The sequence below is a fragment of the Kitasatospora sp. NPDC056184 genome, assembly GCF_042268405.1.
In the GTDB taxonomy this organism is placed as follows: Bacteria; Actinomycetota; Actinomycetes; order Streptomycetales; family Streptomycetaceae; genus Kitasatospora.
This window is the reverse complement of sequence record NZ_JBHJUI010000002.1, coordinates 570,739-591,204: the sequence shown is the minus strand read 5'-3', so window position 1 is coordinate 591,204 and position 20,466 is coordinate 570,739. Positions and strand designations below refer to the sequence as shown.

Here is a 20,466-nt window from a genome sequence, read left to right as displayed (position 1 = left end):
CGCGCCCGCGATCCGCGCGCACGGGGCCGAACGGCCCTGCCCGCCGGGCCCGGACGGGCCGCGGTCCCGGGTCGCAGGCCCCTGCGGGAACCGGCCCGTCCGGGGGCTGGCCCGGGCGGGTGGACACCGGCGAGCGCGGTACGGCGGCGCCCGGGCGGGCCGGGGCCGGCCTGGTAGAAGCGGAGCGGGAGCCGACGACCGTGCGGGGCGCGGGCCGGACGGCAGCCGGAAGGGCGGAAGAATGATCGTCGAGGACGTCAGGTGCGAACCGGCCGCGGACGGGTGGCGGCTGTCGGCAGCGGTCCGGGCCGGTGCGGAACTCCCTTCGGCACGGCTCCACTTCACGGTGCCCGGGGCCGAGAACGACCGGCCGCCCGAGCGCGGCTGGCTGCCCGGACTCGACCGGCCGCCCGGACACGACCGCCTGCCCGAGCACGACCGCCTGCCCGAGCGCGGCTGGCTGCCCGAGCGCGGCGACGCCTTCCTCGCCGCGCTGCTGATGCCGGCGATGCGCCTCGGCGAGGACCTGGTGGTCGACGCCCCGGTCTCCGCCCGGCTGCTGCGCTCGGCGCGGACCGTCGTGGACATCTACGCGGCCTGGTGGGAGCGGCTGCGCCCGGTCCGGGTGACGGCGGCCGAGCCCGTCGAGGCGCCGCGCGGGCCCGCCGCCGTGGGACTGTTCTTCACCCTGGGCGTGGACTCCTTCTACAGCCTGCTCGGGGACGCCGAGCGCCGCGCCGAGCCCGGCCACCGACCCGTGACCGACCTGCTGTTCGTGAACTTCGAGCAGCACGCCGGGCCGGACCACGACCGGCTGCTCGACCGGGTCCGACGGGTGGCCGGCCGGAGCGGCGCCCGGGCGGTGCGGGTGGAGACCGACCTGCGCGCCTTCACGGCGCCGCTGGTCCGCTGGGAGGACTTCCACGGCGCCGCGCTCGCCGCCACCGCGCTGGCGCTGCAGGGCCTGCTGGGCCGCTGCCTGATCGCGGCCAGCTTCGACTACCGCCATCTGCCGCCGTACGGGTCGCACCCGGTGCTGGACCACCTGTGGTCCACCGAGGCGCTGGAGATCGTCCACGACGGCGCCGACGCCACCAGGACGCAGAAGGTGGCGCGCCGTCTGGCGCACTCCGACCTCGCCCTGCGGAACCTCGCGGTCTGCTGGCGGGACCGCCCTGGGCGCAACTGCGGCGCCTGCGAGAAGTGCCTGCGGACCATGGTCGCCCTGGAGTCGGCCGGTGTGCTCGGGCGGTGCGGCACACTGCCCCGCGTCCTCGACCTCGACCGGCTCCGCGACGTCCCGATGGGCTCGGCGGACGCCCGGGACGCCATGCGCGAGGCGGGACGCGACGCCGCCGCCCTGGGCCGCCCCGATCTCGCGGCGGCGGCCGAGCTGGCGGCCGACCGCCACGGGCCGTTCCCCGGGACGGCGGCGGCGCCGTGACCGGGCTCGACCGGTGGGCCGGTCTCCGGCGCCGACTCACCGACGTCCTCGGCGCGTTGATCGAGCCGTCGAGCCGCTGCGCCCTGCTGGGCTTCCCCAGCTACGGCAACGTCGGCGACAGCGCCATCTGGCTGGGCGCGCGCTCGCTGCTGGACGGGCTGGGCGCCGAGGTCGTCTACACCGCCGATCACCACGACTTCCGCGCGGCCGCCCTCGCCGAGCGGCTGCCGAGCGGCACCATCCTGCTCACCGGCGGCGGCAACCTGGGCGATCTGTGGCCGAGCCACCAGCGGACGCGCGAACACGTGATCAGCGCCTTCCCGGGGCACCGGATCATCCAGCTGCCGCAGTCCGTCCACTTCGGCGACCCGGCCGGCCTGGAGCGGGCCCGGGCGGTGTTCGACGCGCACCCCGATCTGGTCCTGCTGCTGCGCGACGAGCACAGCCTGCGCGCGGCCCGCCGCTCCTTCCGCGCGCCCTCCGTGCTCGCCCCGGACTGCGCCTTCGCGCTGACCGGCCTGCCCCGCCTGGCGCGACCCGAGCGGCGGATCCTGTGGCTGCGGCGCACTGACCACGAGTCGGCCGCCCCGGACGAGCCGGACGGCGCCGGAACGGGGGCCGGGGTGCACCGGACCGACTGGACCGGGCAGGAGGGCGCGGACGCGCACTGGGTCGCCGCGGCGCGGGCCGTCCGGCAGCGGATCGCGGCGGCCTCGGCCGAGGTCCGCGGCACGGCGGGCGCCCGGGCGGCGGCCGAGCTCGCCGACGCCCAGGACCACCACGCCCGGCTCCAGCTCCGGCGCGGCTGCCGGCTGCTCGGCAGCGCCTCGGCCGTGGTCACCGACCGGCTGCACGGCCACCTGCTGAGCCTGCTGCTCGGCCTGCCGCACGTCGTGGTCGACGACCGGCACGGCAAGGTCGGCGGCTACTGGCAGACCTGGGGGCACGACCGGCACCGGGCCGTCGCCCGGCGGGCGCCCGACGCCGACCGGGCGCTCCGGACGGCCGCCGCCCTGCTCGCCGACCCCGCCACGCCCCGGCCGGCGCGGGACCGCTGAGTGCCCGCCGGCCGGCCGCGGGCGTCACCGCGCCCGGTCGACCGCCAGCAGCGCCGCCCCGACCGCCCCGGCGTCGTTGGCGAAGCGGGCCGCGAGCACGGGCACGGGCGGGCGGTCGCCGGACGCGTACACCCGGCGGACGAACTCGGCACGCGCCGGTGCGAGCAGCAGCTCCCCCGCCGACACCGGACCGCCTCCGACGATCATCACGGCGGGGTCGAACAGGTTGGCCAGGGCGGCGAGTCCGACACCGGTGAGCGTTCCCACCCGGTCCAGGATCTCCAGCGCCCGCTCGTCGCCGCCGCGCCCGGCCTCGGTGACGGCCTCTCCGGGGTCCGCCCCGCCCTCGCCGATCAACCGGGCCAGCAGGGACTCCGGGCGGGACGCCGCGGCCTCCCGCCCGAGCCCCGCGATGGCGACACCGTGCGCCGCGACACCCCAGCACCCGTACCGCCCGCACTCGCACAGCGGGCCCCCGGGTTCGACGGTCAGGTGGCTGGCCTCGGCGGCGAAGCCGTGCGCGCCGTGCAGCAGCCGCCCGGCGACGACCACCCCGCACCCCAGGCCCGTGCCCAGCGTCACCAGGACCAGGTGCTCGTACCCCCGCCCCGCCCCGAGCCGGTACTCGGCCCACGCGGCGGCGTTGGCATCGTTGTCCGTCACCACCGGAAGCCCGACGGCGTCCGCGATCAGGTCCCGCAGCGGGGCGCGCGCGAACTCCAGGCCGGGGGCGAAGGCCAGCGCCCCGGTCCGGGCGTCGACCATGCCCGGCAGCCCGACCCCGACCGCCGTGACCCGCTCACCGCGCACCCGCGCCACCAGACCGGCGATGGCGGCCACCAGGTCGTCCGCCGTACGGCGCGGCGTGGCGCAGCGGGCGCGCGCCGCCACCGCGCCGCCGGCCGTCACCCGCACCGCCGCGATCTTGGTGCCGCCGACGTCGATGCCGACCGCCTCGGCCGGGGCCGCGGTCACGGCGCCTCCGGCAGGACGACGCCGGCCTCGCCGGACGCGGCGGCGGTCCGCACCTCGAAGCCGCCCGGCCCTGCGAGGGCCGACAGGTCGCACGGCCGGTCGGACCTCAGCAGATCGTCGCCGACCCGCACCCGGACCGGCAGCCGGGCGCCGGTCCGCTCGTTCAGGCCCTTCACGTAGCAGGCCCCGAGCCGTCCGCCCGCCACCTGGACGACGGCGCAGCCGCCCCCGACCAGGTCCGCCGTCACCGGGTGTCCGCCGCACGCGGTGCGGGCCCGCAGCGGGGCGCCGGAGCGGTTGAAGAGGAAGACGAGCGCCTCCTCGGGGTCCGCGGTGGTCCTGCGCAGTTCGAGCCACGGCCCCGGCCCGGCCGGCGGTCCCTGACTGTCGCGCAGCCAGTTCTCCACGGCCGCTCCGAGGGGCTGACCGGCGAGGGGCGCCGTGCGCACCCGGCCGGTCCGGCACCGCCGCACCGCCTCGGCCAACTCGGTCCAGGGTTCCAGGTCCTCGTCCAGCGCCGGTGGTTCGCCCACCAGGAGCAGCGCTCCGCCGTGCTCGGCGAACGCGGCGAGCCGCCGTTGCAGGGCCCGCTCCATGAAGCGGCCCGAGACGGTGACCAGCGGCCCGGCGGAGGGGTCGAGGGCCGTGCGGCCGGTGAGTTCGGCCAGCCGGAAGGGCAGGCTGCGCCGCAGGCAGTGGGCGACGAAGGGGACCAGGGTGCGCGCGGCCGAGGGCACGGGCCGGTCCCCGTTCCCCGTCCGGTCCCAGGCGCCGACGGCCGCGTAGGGCGGATGGACGCCCCAGCACACGCCGGGCTCGGGGCGGGAGACGGCCAGCGCGTCCTGCCGCCCGGCCAGGAAGTGGGTCAGCACCCGTACCGCCGCGAAGGCCGGGCCGGGGCCGGCGTCGAGCCGGATCGGGGCGGCGTCCCCGTACGGCGGGTCGAACGGCACGGGGTCGCCGGCCGTCGCCGCCAGCCAGGCGCGGTCCACCGCGAGGTGCCGGCCCCAGCCCTCGGTGGCGCAGGCCGGGTAGACGCTGATGCCGGTCGCCCCGCAGGCCACGCCGAGCAGGGTGTGGTGGATCGGCACCACCGGGAAGGCGCAGCCCTCCTCCGCCCAGCGGAGCCCCCAGTTCTCCTCGATGTTGGGGCCCGGTCCGGCCTTGGCCGCCAGCACGTAGTTGACCAGGGCCTCCTCGTCGGACAGCACGTCGCCGGTCCAGCTGGTGTAGGCGCGGGGCAGCGCGGTGGCGGCGCCGACCCGGTTCCTGGCCAGCCAGGCGTCGTGGCGTCCGGCCTCCCGTCCGGGCACGCGGTCGGCCCTGGCGGGCGGCGCGTGGGTGGTGAAGGCGGGGACGTCGGGGCCGAGTGCCTCGGCCAGCGCCGCCATCCCGGTGGCGAGCGCCTCGGCCGACCACCGCCCCCAGCCGACCAGGGAGCGCAGGCCGTCGGCGGACAGCCGGTCCTCCTCCCGGGTGGGCGGGTCCGTGCCGGGTGCGGAGCGGGCGAAGGACTCGGCGCCGGGCCGCGAGTAGTCGAGCGCGTCGATCGGCAGGGCGCTCTCCCCGTAGTGCCCCTCGTTGCCGATCTGGGCGGCGACGACCGGGCCGTGCGGATGTGCGAACGGCCGCAGGAAGCGGCCGACGGCGCGCAGCCAGCCGGTCGCGTCCGCGAGGAAGCCCGGGTCCAGGGCCGAGGGCAGGGCGTACTGCTGGCAGGGCAGCGGCCGGCCGTCGGCGGAGCGGGCGGCGGGCCTGGCCGGGTCGAGCGTGGGGCTGACCCGGTCGGGCAGCCCGCCGAAGGGCAGTTCGGCGTGGACGAAGGGGCCGGGCTTCACCACGGCGAGCAGTCCGGCCGCGGCGACCAGCCCCAGGAAGCCGCCCAGGTCGCGGTTGCCGTCCCCGTCGAAGCACCACCGGCGGCCGTCGCCGTCGGCGATCTCGTGGTGCCGCCAGGGGACGTAGCAGGTCACCACCTCGATCCCGGCCGCGCGGATGGCGCCCAACTTGGCGGCCCAGCGCCCGTGGTGGTCCCGGTAGTAGGGGTACTCGCCGGTGATCAGGAACCGGGGCCGCCCGTCCAGCCACAGCGTGCCGTCCAAGAAGCGGGGCCTCATGGGGCGAGGCCCCCGTCCGCGGCGAGCAGGACCTTCATCGCGCGGTACCCGTCCGCCTCCTTCCGGCCCGGCCCGGCCGGTGCGACGCCCAGCATCGCGAGGGCCTCGGCGTACCGCTCGAGCGGCAGCACATGGGTCACCAGGTCCTCCAGCGGCAGTTCCGACGCGAGCTCCACCGCCAGTTCGAAGTCCGCCGGGCGGTACGGTCCCGCCCCCACCAGCCGGATCCCCCTGGTCACCAGGGCCCGCAGCGGCACGGTGGCGACACCGGCCTCCTTCTCGCCCATCACCACGACGGTGCCCCCGGGCGCCATCGCGCCGAGGACGTCGCCCGGCAGGGACCCGGTGGTGTCGACGGCGACGTCGGGCGCGCCCGCCCCGGCCGCCTCCTCGGCGGCCAGCACCCGGACCGTGCGCGGCAGCAGCAGGCGGGCGAGGGCCACCCGGCCCGGATCGCGCTCGGCCAGCGTGACCCTGGCGCCGCGCCGGGCCAGGACCAGCGCGCACAGTGCCCCGATCGGGCCGGCGCCGACCACGAGCACCCGGTCGTCCCAGCGCGGCCGGGCCGCCGCCAGGTTGTTCAGCACGCAGGCGAGCGGCTCCACCAGGACCCCCCGCCGGTAGGACACCGCGGCGGGCAGCCGGTGGACGAAGCGCTCGGGCACCACGGCGAACTCGGCCATCGTCCCGTCCCGGTCGACGCCGACCTCCCGGCCCGCCTTCACCCCGCAGTGGGCCGGCATCCCGCGCCGGCAGGGGCGGCAGCGGTCGCAGTGGTACGTCGGGTTGATCACGACCCGGTCGCCCGGCGCCGGCGCGCCGACGCCCGCCCCGACCGCGGCCACCGTGCCGACCGCCTCGTGCCCCAGCACCACACCCCGCCGGGCGGGGAACTCGCCCAGCAGGATCGCCCGGTCCGTCCCGCAGATGCCGGTGGCCGCCACCCTGACCAGGACCTCGCCCGCTCCGAAGGAGGGGACGGCGCGATCGTGGAGGCCGGGCAGGCCCACGTCCTCGAACACGACGGCCTTCATCGCTGCCTCCCACCGGTTCGTTCCCCAACAGTGCCATAGGGTGTCCGATATGAACCGGTACGGTCGGCCGAGTGGGTGGGAGGCACCGCCGGGCTCCCGCCTGAGGATCCTGCTGCTCGGCGCGTCGGGGTTCGTGGGCGGCGGCCTCTGGAACCACCTGGCCCCCCGTCACACGGTGGTCGGCACGTACGCCACCCGGCCGGTCCCGGGCCTGGTCCGGCTGGACCTGCGCGACGAGACCCGGCTGGCGGCGCTCGCGGCCGACGGCTTCGACCTCGTCGTCCACGCCGCCGGCCTGGTCCCCCTGGAAGCGGCCGAGGCCGACCCCGCCCTGGCCCACCGGCTCAACGTCCGCCCCGTCGAGGTGCTGCTGGACGCCCTGCGCGGCTCGGCGGCGAAGCTGGTCCTGCTGTCCAGCGACAACGTCTTCGACGGCACCCGCCCCCGGTACACCGAAGCCGACCCGCCCTCCCCGGTCAACGTCTACGGACGCACCAAGGCGGCAGCCGAGGACCTGCTGCTCGCCGAGGGCGGCCATCTGGCCGTCCGGCTCCCCCTCGTCTTCGGACGCGGCCCCTGGGCGAACACCTTCCTCGCCCGCCTCGCCTCGCCGACCACCCCCGCCCGCACCGACCTGGTCTGCGCCCCCGTCTACCTCCCCAGCGTCGCCCCGGCCCTGGCCCGGCTGTGGCACCACACGGGGGTCCTGCACTACGGCGGCGCCGACGTGGTGACCCGCTTCGAGCTGATGTCCCGCGTCCAGCGGGCCCTCCGCCTGCCCACCCGGGTGCTCCCCGCCCGGGGCCCTCAGCCCCGCGCCGACTGCCCCCGCCCGCCGCACCTCGTCCTCCGCAGCACCCGCCACCCCCTCCTGGGCCCCGCCCTGGACACCGCCCTCGCCCACCTGGCGGGCGGGGGACTCTAGGGAAGGCGGGGGTCTTCAGGGCAGTTGGTCGGTCACCAGGGCGAGGTGGGTCGCGGGGTCCACACCGGCGGGGCGGGCGAGCTGGGCGGCGAGGTCGTTGATCAGCAGGGTGCCCAGTAGGTAGTGGCCGAGGGCGAGTTCGGCAGGGGTGGAGTTCCCGCCCCGCAGGTCGGGCTTGGGCTTGCGGTCGGAGAGGCGGCACGGCGCCTCCGCCAGGACGTGCAGGTCATGGGTCAGCAGCAGCCGCTCCCACCAGCCCGGGTCCTCGCGGAACAGGTCCGACAGGCCCTCGTGGGCCGCCAGGTGGGGCAGGAAGGCGCGGATCGCCGCGCGGTAGCCCGGGAACACCGGCTGCCGGAAGCCCACCCGGTAGCCGTGCTCCGCCGTGCGGCGCACCGCGAAGCCCGTGCGCAGCGCGGGGTCCCACACGCTGAGGCTGAAGAGCGTCTTCGCCAGGTCGTAGACCGGGTCCCAGGGCTCGACGGAGCCGCGCGGGTCGATGAGGCGGAAGTCCGCGGCCGCCGCGCCGGGGCGGGTGGAGAGCAGCACGTTGCGGGTGTTGGCGTCGCCGTGGGCGGGGGCCATCAGGCGGGCCGGAGCCAGTCGCGCCAGCCGGCCGGCCAGCCGCTCCAGGACCAGCTGCGGGGCCCGGCACGGCACGCCGTTGACGGTGAGGCGCTCGGCGGCCATCAGCTCCCCCGGCAGGGCCCGGGCGAGCAGGGGCAGCCGCCGCAGGAAGCGGCCCACGACGACGTCCGCCAGGTGGCCGGCCGGGGCGGGGTGGGAGCGCGCGGCGTACCCGTCCAGGACCAGGGCCTGGAGGAGGGCCGCATAGCGGCGGAAGAACTCCCGGGTGCCCCGCGGCGACTCCCGCAGGGGCGCCGCGAGGTCCGCCGAGTCGTAGAACGGCGTCGTGCAGGCCGCCCAGCCGTCACCGTCGAGGGCTTGCGGGACCGGCAGGTAGTGCGCCGCCAGCCGCGGGGCGACGCTGCGCAGCAGGTCGATCTGACGCAGCTTGTGGCGGAAGGAGACCAGGTCGTGGCCGTCCACCGCGCCCGGCGCGGGCACCAGGACCTTGACCACCAGCTCCTCCCCGGCGGGGCCGGTGGCCCGGTGGACCCGGGCCGGGGAGCCGCCGTCCAGGATCTCGGCCCCGACCGTGAGGCCGAGGGTGTCGGCGACGGCCGCCAGGGCCGCCGCGTCGGTCCACCCGCCGGGCGGGCGGGCCCGGGTGACGTGCCGGTGGTCGGTCATGACGTGCCGGTGGTCGGTCACGGCGGCCGCCTCCTACCAGCGGATCGAGTCGATCAGCGCCGCGTGCAGCTGCGGGGTGCAGGCGGCGATGCAGGAGCGCTGGTTCAGCGGGCCGATGTCCAGCAGCAGGGTGTCGTGCAGCGGCTTGCCGTAGGCGTCGGTGATGGTGACGCCGGCGCGTTCCGCCAGGTACACCGAGGCCGCGATGTCGTACGGGAACAGGTGCAGGATGCTGCCGTGGCCGACCCGGCGGAAGTCCGCCTCGGTGGCGGGGCGGTCGCGCAGCAGCCGGTTGCCGATGTCGACGTAGGCGTCCATCTGGCCGGTGATGACGCGGGAGATGGAGAAGGAGGCGCTGTTGAACACGTACACGCCGCCGGTGTTGGCCGAGGCGTCGATCAGGTGGCCGTAGGCGCCGGTCATCAGCGCCGCCGGGTGGCCGTTGAACTCCAGCGACCAGAACATCCGCTCGGGCTCGGTGACGGCGGACAGCCGGGGCACCGGCGCGGGGAAGCCGCCGGACTCGATCCCGGTGCCGTGGGCGTCGGCGTACAGCCAGTGGCCGGTCTTGATCTCCTGGAGCATCGCGTACCGGATGTCGCCGATGACGGGCGCCTCGGTGAAGGGGGCGGCGGCGATGGAGACGCAGGCCATCTCCAGGTCGGCGGCGGCGCCGCGGGTGCCGTCGATGGGGTCGATGATCAGCACGTGCTCGGGCGCCCGGCCGATGGTCCGCAGTCCCTCGCTCTCGGTGTAGACGGCCACCGGCTCGCCGCGCTCCCGCAGGAACCCCCAGGCGGCCCGCTCGGCCAGCACGTCGACCGGGAACTCCGCGTCGCCGCCCTTCGCCGTGCCCGCCACGTAGCGGCTGCCGACCTCGTGCAGTCCCTCGCGCACGGCCGTCCGGATCCGCCCGGACAGCTCCTGGACGAGGCCCCTCATGGGACGGAGAGGAAGAGTCGTTCCAACAGGTCGCACATCTCGTCCGCCTCCTGACGGGTCATGATCAGTGCCGGGCGGACCTTCAGCACGTTGCCGTGCCCGTACAGCGAGGTCCGCAGCAGCAGTCCGTGGTCCATGCCGCGTTCGGCGAGGTGGTTGGTGAGCCCGGGGTCGGGGCGGCCGTCGCGGTCGACGATGTCGATGCCGATCATCAGTCCGACGCCGCGGACCTCCTGGACGAACGGCACCCGGCCGGCCAGGTCGCGCAGCCGCTCCAGCACGTACCCGCCGACGTCCCGCACGTTCTCCAGGAAGCCGGGGCGGCCGATGACCTCCAGGGTCTTCAGCGCGGCCGCGGCGGCCAGCACGTTGCCGCCGAAGGTCGAGTTGATGTGGTGCCCCTCCACCCCGGTCAGCCGCTCCTCGGTCAGGATGCCGGCGATGGGCATCCCGGCGCCGCCGAGGCCCTTGCCGAAGGTCATCAGGTGCGGGGCGACGCCGAAGTGGTCGGCGGCGAACATCCGGCCGGTGCGCCCGAACCCGGTCTGGATCTCGTCGAAGACCAGCAGGATGCCGCGCTCCTCGCAGAGGTCCTTGAGCGCCCGCAGGTAGCCGTCCGGCGGGACGACGTTGCCGCCGTTGCCGCTGATCGGCTCCAGCACCACGCAGGCCACCCGGCCGGTGCTCGCGTAGTCGATGAAGTCGTTGATCCGCTCGACGCACAGCAGCCCGCAGGTGGCCCGCTCCTGCTTGTAGAAGCAGCGCAGGCAGTGCGGGTCGGGGACGTGCACGACGCCGGGCAGGTGGGAGGGGAAGGGGGCGCGCCGGAAGGCCGCGCCGGAGGCCCCGATCATGCCGAGGGTCTGGCCGAGGTGGCCGCGGAAGAGGGTGACCACGTCGGACTTGCCGGTGTGCACCTGGGCGATCTTGACGGCGCCCTCGTTGGCGTCGGAGCCGCTCGCCGACTTCAGGTGCACCCGGGTGAGGTTCGCGGGCGAGACCTCGGCCAGCTTCGCCACCAGCGCGTTCAGCGGGTCGGTCTGGAACTTGGAGGTGACGTGGATGAGCCGCCCGGCCTGTTCGCGGACCGTCTCCACGATCTCGGGGTGGGCGTAGCCCAGGCTCAGGTTGAACGTCCCCGAGGAGCAGTCGAGGTAGCGGCGGCCGTCGTCGGCGTAGAGGTACACGCCCTCGCCGCGGACCACCCGGAGTTCGTCCGGCAGGTAGTAGTAGTGCCGCAGCGCGGCGTCCCCGCCGGACGTGCCCCCGCCGGACGCGTGCGCGCCGGACGGGGCCTTCGGGGCGGCGGCGCCCGCCGCGGGGCCGGCCTCTCGCATCGGCTTTCCTCCGATAATTCCTGGCAGATCGACCTGTTCGAACGATTCGAACCGCAGATCCGCCTCCTGGAGATCGAGTTCCGCGGTCATCGCGTTCGGTATCGCGACGCAGCGGATTCCCGCTCTTTTCGCGGCCCGCACGCCATTGGGCGAATCCTCGAACGCGACCGCCCGCTCGGCGGGAATTCCCAGCGAGTCCAGCGCCGCGACGTACAGGTTCGGCTCCGGTTTCGCGCTGGCCCGGTCCCCGTCGGCGCACTGCACGGTGCTCCAGCCCTCGGCGAGGCCGCACTGCCGCGCGTAGCGGGCGACCCATTCCCGGGTGGAGTTGCTGACGATCCCGCGGGAGATCCCCAACGCGTCGACCGCCCCCAGGATCCGGTGCACACCCGGCCTGCCGCCGAGCCCGCCGAGCAGTTCCCGCTGGCGGCGGCCGACCCGTTCCTGCAGCTCGCGGCGGTCCACCGCGCAACCGGTGGCCCGTTCGAGCTGCGTCCACAGGTCGGACCCGATCGTGCCGACGAGCGACGACCACACCTCGGCCGGGAGCCGATGGCCGAATTCCAGGAAAACCTCCGCGTGGGCGCGGAATATCTCGGACTCCGGATCCCACAGCGTCCCGTCGAAATCGAAGAGAACCGCATCTACGTCCTTCACGGGCACCTCCGTCGAACGGCGGACGGCCGCGCGGCCAGGGGTTCGGTGCACGGCGCCGGGGCACCAGGGGTCCCATCATGGCGTAGCCCCGGCGGGCCCGCCATTCATGGTTCGTCGACGTACCCACAACAGGCACGCGAAGCCGTACCCACAACAGGCGTACAAAAGAGTGCGCGTCCGGGTCGGCGGTGATCGGCTGGGGGCGAGGCCGGCGGAGGACCGTCGGCGCGGGAGGCGAGGAGCAATGGACGAGCACACCCGCCCCGCCGGGGCGGCGGCTCCCCCGGGCCGGCCGCGGGTCGCCGTGGTGGGGCACGTCGAATGGACGACGATCGCGGGCCTGGAGCGGGTCCCCGCCGCCGGCGAGGTGACCCATGCGCACCGGCTCTGGCAGGGCCCGGCCGGCGGCGGCGCGGTCGCGGCCGTCCGGCTGGCCGAACTGGCCGGCGGCTGCGCCTTCTTCACCGCCCTCGGCGACGACCACGCCGGGCGCCGCTCGCGGGCCGAACTCGAACGCCGCGCCGTACGGGTGGTGGCCGCGGCCCGGCCCGGCCCGACGCGCACGGCGGTGAGCCTGGTCGACCGTTCCGGTGAGCGCACCACCGTCACCCTGGGCGAGCGGCTGCAGCCGGCCGCGGCGGACCCGATCCCGTGGGGCGAACTGGCCTCCTTCGACGCGGTGTTCTTCACCGCCGGGGACGCCGCGCTGCTGCGTCTGGCCCGGCGGGCGGGCGTGCTGGTGGTGACGGCGCGCGAGTTCGCCACCGTGCTGGAGTCCGGGGTGCGGGTGGACGCGCTGGTGGGCAGCGGCTGCGACCCGGCCGAGCGCTGCGACCCGGCGCTGCTGCGGAGGCTGCCGGACCTGGTGGTCAGCACCGAGGGCCGGCACGGCGGCGTGTTCACCCGCTGCGGCCGGCCCCCTCGGCGCTACCGGCCCGCCCACGCGCCGGGCCCGCTGGTGGACACCTACGGGGTCGGGGACAACTTCGCGGCCGTCCTCACGTACGCGCTCGCCACCGGCTCGGGCGCGGCCGACGCGCTGGACCTCGCCGCCCGGCACGGCGCGGCCTGCACCGCGCAGCGCGGCCCGTTCGCGGCCGGGCCCGCCCCCCGGCGACGGGCGGTACGGGTGTGAAGCGGCTCCTCCTGCTGTGGGACATCGACGGCACGCTGATCGACGGCGGCCACCTCTGCGCGGCGGTCTACCCGCGCGCCTTCGAACGGCTCACCGGGCGGCCCGCCCTCCACCGCGTCGCCACCGCGGGCCGCACCGAGCCGGACATCATGGCCGAACTGTTCGCCCGGCACGGCGTCAGCGAGGTCGAACCCGACCTGGTCACGGCCGAGTTGACCTCGCAGCTGCACGGGCTGGCCACCGAACTGCGGACCGTCGGCCGGGTCCTGCCCGGCGTCGTCGAGACCCTGCGGGCGCTGGGAGCGGAGCGCGAGGTGGCCCAGTCGGTCCTGACCGGCAACGTGCGGGCCAACGCCGCCCTGAAGCTGGGGCTCTTCGGGCTGGCGGAGTTCATGGACCTCGCGGTCGGCGCCTACGGCGACGACGCGCACGAGCGGGCCGTGCTGGTCCCGGTGGCCCGGCGGCGCGCGGCGGCCGCGTACGGGCACGGGTTCGAGGCCGCCGCCACCGTCCTGATCGGCGACACCCCGCGGGACGTGCAGGCGGGACGCGCCGGCGGGGCGCGGGTGGTCGCCGTCGCCTCGGGCGCGAGCAGCGCCGCCGAGCTGCGGGCGGCGGGGGCGGACGCGGTGCTGGCGGACCTCCGCGACACCGCCGCGGTGCTCCGCGCCGTCCGGGCGCCGCGGCCGGCCGCCCGGGGCTCCGGATGACCGGGGATCCCCGCCCGGTGCACCTGGTCTCGGTCGTCATCCCCGCCCGGAACGCCGCGACGACGATCACCACACAGCTGGAGGCCCTCGGACGGCAGAGCTATCCGGATCCGTGGGAGGTCATCGTCGTCGAGAACGGCTCGAGCGACGGCACCGGGGCGCTGCTGCGGCGCTGGCAGGAGCGCATGCCGCGACTGCGGGTGGCCACCGTCGCCGAGGCCCCCGGCGTCAACCGCGCGCGCAACACCGGCTGCCGGCTCGCCCTCGGCGAGTACGTGCTCCTGTGCGACGCGGACGACGTGGTGGCCCCCGGCTGGGTGGCGGGCCTGGTCGACGTCCTGCGCACCAGCCCGGCCGTCGGCGGCGCCCTCGAACGCCGCCTGCTCAACGGGCCGGTGGCGCTCGCCGCGCGGCCGCCGAAGAAGTCCGCCGACCTGCTGAACACCTTCGGCTTCCTGCCCTATCCGGCGGGTGCCAACTGCGGGTTCCACAAGGAGGTCTGGAGCCGCCTGGGCGGCTTCGACGAGAGCTACCGCGGTGGCGGCGACGACGCCGAGTTCTTCTGGCGCGCCCAACTGGCCGGGTTCCCCCTGGCCTTCGCCCCCCACGCCGTCGTGCACTACCGGCACCGCGGCGACGCACCGGCCATCCTCCGCCAGTCCTACGGCTACGGGCGCTCGCACCCCAAGCTCTACCGCGACTTCGCCGGCGCCGGCATGCCGTCCTCCCGGCTGGCCGACGCCGCCGGCGCCTGGTGGCGGCTCCTGCTCCGCACGCCCGACCTGCTCGGCTCCGCCGACCGGCGCGCCGCCCTGCTGGCCCAGCTGGCGCTGCGCGCGGGCCGCGTCGTCGGCAGCGCCCGGCACCGGCGGTGCTACCTGTGACCCGCCTCGCCGGCCCCGCCGCCGGGCGACGGTGATCGACCCGCTCGTGCCGCCGCCCGGCGCACCGTGGAACCGGCCGTGGACGGCGAACGTGCCCGCCGACGCCGGCGGCGGCGTCGTGCAGGTGTCGCCGGGCCGGGCCGCGCCGCGCCGCACCAGCACGGTGCGCGGTCGGGGCGCGGCGCGGCGGGCAGGATGCCGGCGAACACGGAGGAGCGGCCGAGCCGTTCGGCCCCGGTGCGGTCGCCGGTGGCGGCGGCGGCGAAGCCGTCCGGGTCCGGGGAGTCCTTCAGGAACCCCGGGGCGCGGCGGGGTCCCGGACCGGGCCGATCACGTGGCGAGGGGGTGCCCGGCCGCGGCGGCGCGGGCGATCATGCCCTCGATGTCGAAGACCCGGCTCTGCGGGGTGTAGGTGCCGTCGATGCGCAGCAGCAGGTACCGGGCGGCGTTGCCGAGGTACTCGTGGGGCTCGTCGGCGGTCCCGGCGACGACGTCGCGGTGCGGGGCCGCGGCCTCCGGGCCGAGCGCGGTGAGGGCGTTGAGGGCGTCGAGGCGGACGGTGAGCGGGTGCGCGGGGTCGACGAGCGCGGCCAGCAGGGCGGGGCCCGCCGGGTCGCCGGTGTGCTTGGCGAGCGCCTCGGCGCACGGGATGCGCACCTGCGGGTCGGGGTCGTACTTGGCGGCGGTGCGCAGCGCCGCGACGGCCTCGGCGGTCAGGGTGCCGGCGCCCAGCGCCAGCAGGCCGACGGCGCCCCAGTGGCGGACGGTGGGGTCCGGGTCGGTGAGCGCGGTGCGGAAGTCCGGGATCCGGGCGGGGTCGCGCAGGCCGACGGCCTCGGCGAGGTCGAGGATCCGGGCGAGGGGGTAGGCGTCGGCGGCGCGGGAGGCGTCGTGGCCCTCGGCGGGCGAGCCCTCGGGCAGGAAGCCGTTGTCGTGGACGGCGAGGATGTGGGCGCGCAGCGCGTCGGCGAGCCGCTTCTCGGTGGCGGCGTGCGCCGGGTCGCCGGCCAGGTTGTGGACCTGGTCCGGGTCGGCGAGGCAGTCGTACAGTTCGACGCCCGGCTTCTCGTGCCAGAAGGCGTCCTGGACGGGGCCCAGGCGACCGGCGAGGTGCTCGGTCTCCCAGGACCGGTAGCCGGCCGCGAGCCAGCCGAAGGCCTGGTGCGTTCCGTAGGGCCGGTGGGGGTGGTAGTTGCGGATGTAGCGGTAGCGGGCGTCGCGGACGGTGCGTATCAGGTCGGGGCGCTCGTCCATGCGGCCGCGCATGGAGAAGGCGAGTCCGCCGTCGGTGTCGAAGGAGGCGCGGGCGAGGCTCTCGCCCCGCATGTGGGCGGGGACCGCGCCGCCGGCGAGCTCGACGAGGGTGGGCGGGATGCGCAGGGTGGAGACGGCGGCGTCGACGCGGGTGCCGGGGGCCGGGAAGCGGTGGGCGTGGCGCTCGGGGGCGGCGACGATCAGCGGGACGTGCAGGCCCTCGTCGTAGCACCAGCGCTTGGAGCGGGGGTTGACGCCGCCGTGGTCGGAGGTGTGGATGACGACGGTGTTGTCGAGTTCGCCGTCCTCCGCCAGTTCGGCGAGGAGCCGTCCGACGAAGGCGTCCATACCGGCGATGTGGCGGTAGTAGTGCGCGAAGTCGCCGCGGATCCCGGGGGTGTCGGGCAGGTAGGCGGGCAGCCGGACGGCGGCGGGGTCGACGGTGAACTCCTCGCGGCGGAACACCGCGCTCTCGTGCGTCGGGTCGTAGTTGAACACCGCGAGGAAGGGGGCGCCGTCGGGCCGGTTGCGCCAGTGGGCGGTGCGGGAGGATTCGTCCCAGACGGCCTGCGGGTCGGCGTCGCTGTTGTAGTCGGTCTTGGCGTTGTTGGTGCAGTAGTAGCCGAGGCCGCGCAGGAGCTCGGGGTAGGTGGTCATCCACCCGGGGAGGTGCGGGGTGGCCCGCTGGTGCAGGGCCGGGCCGTGGCTCTCCGCGGCGACGCCGGTGAGCAGCGCGAAGCGGGAGGGCGCGCAGACCGGCGCGGGGCTGTAGGCGTGGGTGAAGAGGGTGCCCCGCTCGGCGAGGGCGTCGAGGTGGGGGGTGATGGCGAGCGGGTCGCCGTAGCAGCCGAAGCGGGGCGGGCAGTCCTCGCTGACGGTCCACAGGATGTTGGGCCGGGACGTGCTCATGGGGGCCTCTCGGGAACGCGGTGCTGGTGGGGGGCGTGCGCGCGGCGGCCCTCGTGACCGAACCGAACCACGCCCCGCCGGGCGTTCTCAAGGCCCGGCGGGGGCTTTCGGCATCCTGTCGCCCAGTGTTCGCACTTCTGCCATTTGGCAGTACTGCCAGTTTCACGAAAGCTACGGCTCGGCGCGCCGGCGTTGACGTGACGTCAGCGCCAGGGCCGTGAGCGACAGGAGGATCACCACCGTCGCGTAGCCGTCGGCGGTGCGCTGCAGGCCGAACCGGCCGGAGAGCGCACCGGCCGCGACGGCGGGCAGGCTGAAGGCCAGGTATCCGACGACATACAGGGCGGCGAACACCCCGGCCCGTTCCTCCGCAGCGGCCGGCGGGCCCACCGTGCGGAAGGAGCCCAGCAGTGCGGCACCCCAGCCGAAGCCGGCGATCGCGGTGCCGAGGAGGTAGGCGGCCGGGACGCCGGCCGAGACGCCGATCAGGGTCAGTGCCGTGCCGGTGGCGAGTGCCAGCGAACCGATGGTCATCGCCCCGCCCGGCCTTCGCGGGTGGAGGGCGAGCGAGCCGATCGCGCCCATGCCGGTGAGCAGGGCGATCACCACACCGGCAATGACGTGGTTGTGGACGTGCAGGACGTCGGCGCTCAGCGACGGCCCGAGGGACAGGGTGAATCCGGTGAGCGCCCAGAGCGCCACCAGACCGGGCAGGACAGCCACGAAATGCGGCTTGACCTGGCGGGGCACCGCCACGCGCGGGCGGAGCGACGTCAGTGCGCCGGGGCGGCGTGCCGCGGTCTCGGGCATCAGGGCGACGCCGACGAGGGCGGCCACGAAGACGGCCCCGAGCAGGACGTAGACCAGCGTGGTCGGCGCGGGGGCGTATTCCACGAGCAGCCCCGCGCCCAGTGCGCCCGAGGCCAGGCCCAGGCACGAGCAGACGCTGTTGACCAGTGTTCCCAGGTGGGGGCGGTGCCCGGGCTGGAGGTCGACCAGACCGGCGCCGACAGCGCCGGTCGCGGCACCGGTGGCCAGGCCCTGCAGGGTGCGGGCGAGCATCAGCGATCCGATGTCGGTCGCGGTGGCGAAGAGCGCCATGGCGCCCACTTCGAGGAGCAGCGAGACAGCGAGTACCGGGCGGCGGCCGACGTGGTCGGACAGCGCGCCGACCACCGTGAGCGCGAGCAGCAGGGCGATGGCGTAGAGGGCGAACACCACGGTGACGGCGGCCGCCGAGAAGCCCCAGCGGGCCTGGTAGACCGGATAGAGGGGAGAGGGGGCGCTCGCGGCGGCCAGCAGAAGCAGCTGCACGCCTCCGAGCAGCCAGAAGGCGACGGCGCGGGGCAGTCGGGGCCGCTCGCCCTGGAGAGCGGGGAGGGAGCCGGCCATCACATCGCCACCGGAGGGTTTCGCTTCTTCTTCGTCACGGCCCTTGCCATCGGCCCCTCTTCTCCAGCGGTTGGACTGAGTGGACTGGTCTGTCTGCTGGAGCAGACTAGACAGACAAGTCTGTCTAGTCAAATGATCCGGGCACGGCCCGAGGGAGCATCGGCGGACGCTCCGACAGTGGACCCCGGGGCCGGTCGAAGCGCGCCGCGCGCGCCACAACGCCGGTGATCACCACACCTGGAGCGCCGCCGGAAGGCGTGGGAGGACCGGGGCTACCATAGACAGACCGGTCTGCCATGGAGGTGCCCCGTCATGACCACGAGAAGCGCGGCCCGACCCACCGCCCGCGAACGCCTGCTGGCCGCCGCGGACGACCTGTTCTACCGCGAGGGCGTGCACACCGTCGGCATCGACCGCGTCATCGAGCAGGCGGGGGTGGCCAAGGCGTCCCTGTACAACGCCTTCGGCAGCAAGGAATCGCTCGTCTGCGCCTACCTGGAAGGCCGGCACGCGAAGAGCGCGGCACGGATCACCCGACACGTCGAGCGGTGCGACTCCCCGTACGACCGTCTGCTCGCGGTCTTCGAGGCGCAGAGCGAGCAGTTCGCCGAGCCCGGCTACCGCGGCTGCGCCTTCGTCAGGGCCAGCGCCGAGGCCCACCCCGGCGACCAGATCGAACAGGCCGCGGAGGCCTTCCGCGCCTGGCTCCGCGGGCTGTTCACCGACCTGGCCCAGGAGGCCGGGGTCGCCGACCCCGGCCTCCTGGCCCACCAGCTGCACCTGCTCTACGACGGCGCCGGGGCGTCGGCGGGCATGGACCGGGACCCGTCGGCGGCCACGGTCTCGCGGGCGGCCGCGGCGACCCTGCTCGATGCCGCGCTCGCCGGCACCGGCACCGGCACCGGCACCGGTCGCGCGCGCGCCGACCGGAGCTGAGGGCGGGAGCAAGCGAGACGCCTCACGACGGCGCCCGGCTCAGCAGATACCGGAACCCGCGCGGACCGCCGTCACGTGAATCGCCGGGCGAGCGGTTCTCAGGCCAGGTCCCACCGGGTGCACCCGGCAGTGTCCTGGCGTTGGCGAGCGGAGCCGGATGACGAGCGCGGCTGCGGTGACGATTCCGAAGTGGAAGGACGCGAAGGCGTGGATGTGTACGAGGCCGTGGACAGTCGCCGGGCCGTGCGGGCGTTCAGCGAGGAGCCCGTGCCCAAGGAGGTGCTCGAACGCGTGCTGACCGCAGCGACGCGGGCTCCGTCCAGCGGGAACCTCCAGCCGTGGCACCTGTACGTCGTCACCGGTGAACCCTTGGCGGAACTCAAGCGGACCGCGACAGCCAGGGCACTGGCCGGGGACCCCGGCGACGAGCGCGAGTACCCGATGTACCCGGACCGGCTGGCCTCGCCGTACCGGGACCGCTTCGCTGCCGCCGCCGCCCAGCGGTACGCATCACTGGGGATCGAACGCGACGACCCGGACCGGCCCAGAAGGATCGCCACCTTGAACTCGGAGGCGTTCGGGGCGCCGGCCGTCCTGTTCTGCTACCTCGACCGGACGATGGGGCCCGGACAGTGGGCCGACGCGGGGATGTACCTGCAGACGGTCATGCTGCTGCTGCGGGCCGAGGGGCTGCACAGCTGCCCCCAGGTGATGTGGACCGTGTACCGGGAGACGGTCGGTCGGGCCGTCGGAGCCGATGACGGACTCGTGCTGCTCTGCGGCGTCTCCGTGGGGTTCGAGAAGGACGGCGTGCCGCGACTGCGCACCGGACGGGCGGACATGACGGAAACGGTGAGCTTCATCGGCGGGTGACCGCCGGGCGGCCGGGATCGACACGACAGGTCCGCGGACGACGCGGAGCGAGCCGTTCCCGGGCCGCCTCCGCGTCGTCGGGCAGGAGCCTGCCGGTCGACCGGCGGGCCGGACCAGGGGCCGGCGCCGGTCCGGCGGCCGCGGCCAGGTCCGTCCACCGTGGTCGGCTGCCGACTCCGCGCCACGCCTCGGGCCAGGCGCACCCGGCCGCCGGGCGAGCTCCGACCGATCGTCAGTCCTGGTCACCGCGACGCGGGCTCCGCCGACGCATCACGGCACGCAGTTGATCAACGACCTCGCACTTTCCCGGGCGGGCCTGACCCCGATCGGGTGAATCAGGCGACGCCCGAACCTCGCGCGATCCCGTTCCCACCCCGGCCGCCGCACGCGTTTCCGTACCCCAGGGTGATCGAAATGTCCCTGTTCGGCCCGGGATCGCCCGGCCGGAAAACCCCTTGAAGGCCTCGGTCGAACAGCTCCATCATCGGACCCTCCCCGACCGCACGAGCATCACCAACTCTGTCCTCGGACGACCTACTTGGGGCGTCCGGGCGGGCCGACGCGGACGCTTGTGCGCGCCCGTGCACCGTCCCCGTGTGTCTGGAGGATCCGTGGCCCGTCCCCCCGCCC

The 20,466-nt window shown here is 75.7% G+C and carries 16 protein-coding genes; 8 read left to right on the top strand and 8 right to left on the bottom strand.

Annotated features, from left to right (window positions below; translation table 11 throughout):
- Window positions 1–241: 241 nt before the first annotated feature.
- Window positions 242–1,444 (top strand): hypothetical protein, encoded by a 1,203-nt coding sequence (locus ACFC0B_RS07460; RefSeq protein ID WP_376083493.1) that lies wholly within the window; start codon window positions 242–244, stop codon window positions 1,442–1,444.
- On the top strand, window positions 1,441–2,502 hold the full coding sequence (locus ACFC0B_RS07455; protein WP_376083491.1) for a polysaccharide pyruvyl transferase family protein: 1,062 nt from the start codon (window positions 1,441–1,443) through the stop codon (window positions 2,500–2,502). Before ACFC0B_RS07460 ends, ACFC0B_RS07455 begins: the two co-directional genes overlap by 4 nt.
- A 24-nt stretch (window positions 2,503–2,526) precedes the next feature.
- On the opposite strand, the gene ACFC0B_RS07450 is transcribed toward ACFC0B_RS07455, so the two are convergent.
- The 3 genes from ACFC0B_RS07450 to ACFC0B_RS07440 are packed head-to-tail and all read right to left on the bottom strand — an operon-like array spanning window position 2,527 to window position 6,628.
- Window positions 2,527–3,477, bottom strand: coding sequence for an ROK family protein (locus tag ACFC0B_RS07450; protein ID WP_376083489.1), 951 nt, complete (start codon window positions 3,475–3,477; stop codon window positions 2,527–2,529).
- The gene (locus tag ACFC0B_RS07445; protein WP_376083487.1) at window positions 3,474–5,579 is read right to left on the bottom strand and encodes a beta-galactosidase; all 2,106 of its coding nucleotides are present in this window, start codon (window positions 5,577–5,579) and stop codon (window positions 3,474–3,476) included. Before ACFC0B_RS07445 ends, ACFC0B_RS07450 begins: the two co-directional genes overlap by 4 nt.
- 11 nt (window positions 5,580–5,590) lie before the next feature.
- A complete protein-coding gene (locus ACFC0B_RS07440) occupies window positions 5,591–6,628 on the bottom strand; it encodes a zinc-binding dehydrogenase (RefSeq protein ID WP_376083485.1) in 1,038 nt (345 codons plus the stop codon).
- A 49-nt stretch (window positions 6,629–6,677) separates the two neighbouring features.
- Between ACFC0B_RS07440 and ACFC0B_RS07435 the strand changes: the two genes are divergently transcribed.
- On the top strand, window positions 6,678–7,553 hold the full coding sequence (locus ACFC0B_RS07435) for an SDR family oxidoreductase (RefSeq protein WP_376083484.1): 876 nt from the start codon (window positions 6,678–6,680) through the stop codon (window positions 7,551–7,553).
- Window positions 7,554–7,568: 15 nt separating this feature from the next.
- Here ACFC0B_RS07435 and ACFC0B_RS07430 read toward each other — a convergent pair whose 3' ends face one another.
- The 3 genes from ACFC0B_RS07430 to ACFC0B_RS07420 are packed head-to-tail and all read right to left on the bottom strand — an operon-like array spanning window position 7,569 to window position 11,743.
- The gene (locus ACFC0B_RS07430; RefSeq protein ID WP_376083482.1) at window positions 7,569–8,828 is read right to left on the bottom strand and encodes a hypothetical protein; all 1,260 of its coding nucleotides are present in this window, start codon (window positions 8,826–8,828) and stop codon (window positions 7,569–7,571) included.
- A gap of 12 nt (window positions 8,829–8,840) precedes the next feature.
- Complete coding sequence (locus tag ACFC0B_RS07425; RefSeq protein ID WP_376083480.1) at window positions 8,841–9,749, bottom strand: inositol monophosphatase family protein; 909 nt, start codon at window positions 9,747–9,749, stop codon at window positions 8,841–8,843.
- Entirely contained in the window at window positions 9,746–11,743 is a 1,998-nt protein-coding gene (locus ACFC0B_RS07420) for an aminotransferase class III-fold pyridoxal phosphate-dependent enzyme (RefSeq protein ID WP_376083478.1), read from the bottom strand. The genes ACFC0B_RS07425 and ACFC0B_RS07420 overlap by 4 nt, the downstream gene beginning before the upstream one ends.
- Window positions 11,744–11,987: 244 nt before the next feature.
- Here ACFC0B_RS07420 and ACFC0B_RS07415 point away from each other — a divergent pair, with 244 nt between their 5' ends.
- The 3 genes from ACFC0B_RS07415 to ACFC0B_RS07405 are packed head-to-tail and all read left to right on the top strand — an operon-like array spanning window position 11,988 to window position 14,472.
- A complete protein-coding gene (locus ACFC0B_RS07415) occupies window positions 11,988–12,878 on the top strand; it encodes a PfkB family carbohydrate kinase (RefSeq protein ID WP_376083476.1) in 891 nt (296 codons plus the stop codon).
- Window positions 12,875–13,588, top strand: a complete 714-nt coding sequence (locus tag ACFC0B_RS07410) for an HAD family hydrolase (protein WP_376083474.1) — start codon at window positions 12,875–12,877, stop codon at window positions 13,586–13,588. Before ACFC0B_RS07415 ends, ACFC0B_RS07410 begins: the two co-directional genes overlap by 4 nt.
- Window positions 13,585–14,472 (top strand): glycosyltransferase family 2 protein, encoded by an 888-nt coding sequence (locus ACFC0B_RS07405; protein WP_376083472.1) that lies wholly within the window; start codon window positions 13,585–13,587, stop codon window positions 14,470–14,472. Before ACFC0B_RS07410 ends, ACFC0B_RS07405 begins: the two co-directional genes overlap by 4 nt.
- Window positions 14,473–14,802: 330 nt before the next feature.
- On the opposite strand, the gene ACFC0B_RS07400 is transcribed toward ACFC0B_RS07405, so the two are convergent.
- Together ACFC0B_RS07400 and ACFC0B_RS07395 are read right to left on the bottom strand one after the other, a co-directional pair.
- Window positions 14,803–16,635 (bottom strand): sulfatase-like hydrolase/transferase, encoded by a 1,833-nt coding sequence (locus tag ACFC0B_RS07400; protein WP_376083471.1) that lies wholly within the window; start codon window positions 16,633–16,635, stop codon window positions 14,803–14,805.
- 171 nt (window positions 16,636–16,806) lie between these two features.
- Window positions 16,807–18,027 carry an MFS transporter gene (locus ACFC0B_RS07395; protein ID WP_376083469.1) on the bottom strand — a complete coding sequence of 407 codons (1,221 nt, stop codon included), beginning with the start codon at window positions 18,025–18,027 and terminating at the stop codon, window positions 16,807–16,809.
- 312 nt (window positions 18,028–18,339) lie between these two features.
- On the opposite strand from ACFC0B_RS07395, the gene ACFC0B_RS07390 reads away from it, so the two are divergent.
- Window positions 18,340–18,963, top strand: coding sequence for a TetR/AcrR family transcriptional regulator (locus ACFC0B_RS07390; RefSeq protein ID WP_376083467.1), 624 nt, complete (start codon window positions 18,340–18,342; stop codon window positions 18,961–18,963).
- Window positions 18,964–19,170: 207 nt separating this feature from the next.
- Window positions 19,171–19,836 carry a nitroreductase gene (locus ACFC0B_RS07385; protein WP_376083466.1) on the top strand — a complete coding sequence of 222 codons (666 nt, stop codon included), beginning with the start codon at window positions 19,171–19,173 and terminating at the stop codon, window positions 19,834–19,836.
- Window positions 19,837–20,466 lie beyond the last annotated feature (630 nt).

What these genes read in the sequence shown, in the direction of transcription:
- ACFC0B_RS07460 (WP_376083493.1), top strand. Translation starts at nt 242, where the DNA reads ATGATCGTCGAGGACGTCAGGTGCGAACCGGCCGCGGACGGGTGGCGG.
- ACFC0B_RS07400 (WP_376083471.1), bottom strand. Translation starts at nt 16,635, where the DNA reads ATGAGCACGTCCCGGCCCAACATCCTGTGGACCGTCAGCGAGGACTGC.
- ACFC0B_RS07440 (WP_376083485.1), bottom strand. Translation starts at nt 6,628, where the DNA reads ATGAAGGCCGTCGTGTTCGAGGACGTGGGCCTGCCCGGCCTCCACGAT.
- ACFC0B_RS07405 (WP_376083472.1), top strand. Translation starts at nt 13,585, where the DNA reads ATGACCGGGGATCCCCGCCCGGTGCACCTGGTCTCGGTCGTCATCCCC.
- ACFC0B_RS07415 (WP_376083476.1), top strand. Translation starts at nt 11,988, where the DNA reads ATGGACGAGCACACCCGCCCCGCCGGGGCGGCGGCTCCCCCGGGCCGG.
- ACFC0B_RS07390 (WP_376083467.1), top strand. Translation starts at nt 18,340, where the DNA reads ATGACCACGAGAAGCGCGGCCCGACCCACCGCCCGCGAACGCCTGCTG.
- ACFC0B_RS07395 (WP_376083469.1), bottom strand. Translation starts at nt 18,027, where the DNA reads ATGGCCGGCTCCCTCCCCGCTCTCCAGGGCGAGCGGCCCCGACTGCCC.
- ACFC0B_RS07425 (WP_376083480.1), bottom strand. Translation starts at nt 9,749, where the DNA reads ATGAGGGGCCTCGTCCAGGAGCTGTCCGGGCGGATCCGGACGGCCGTG.
- ACFC0B_RS07435 (WP_376083484.1), top strand. Translation starts at nt 6,678, where the DNA reads ATGAACCGGTACGGTCGGCCGAGTGGGTGGGAGGCACCGCCGGGCTCC.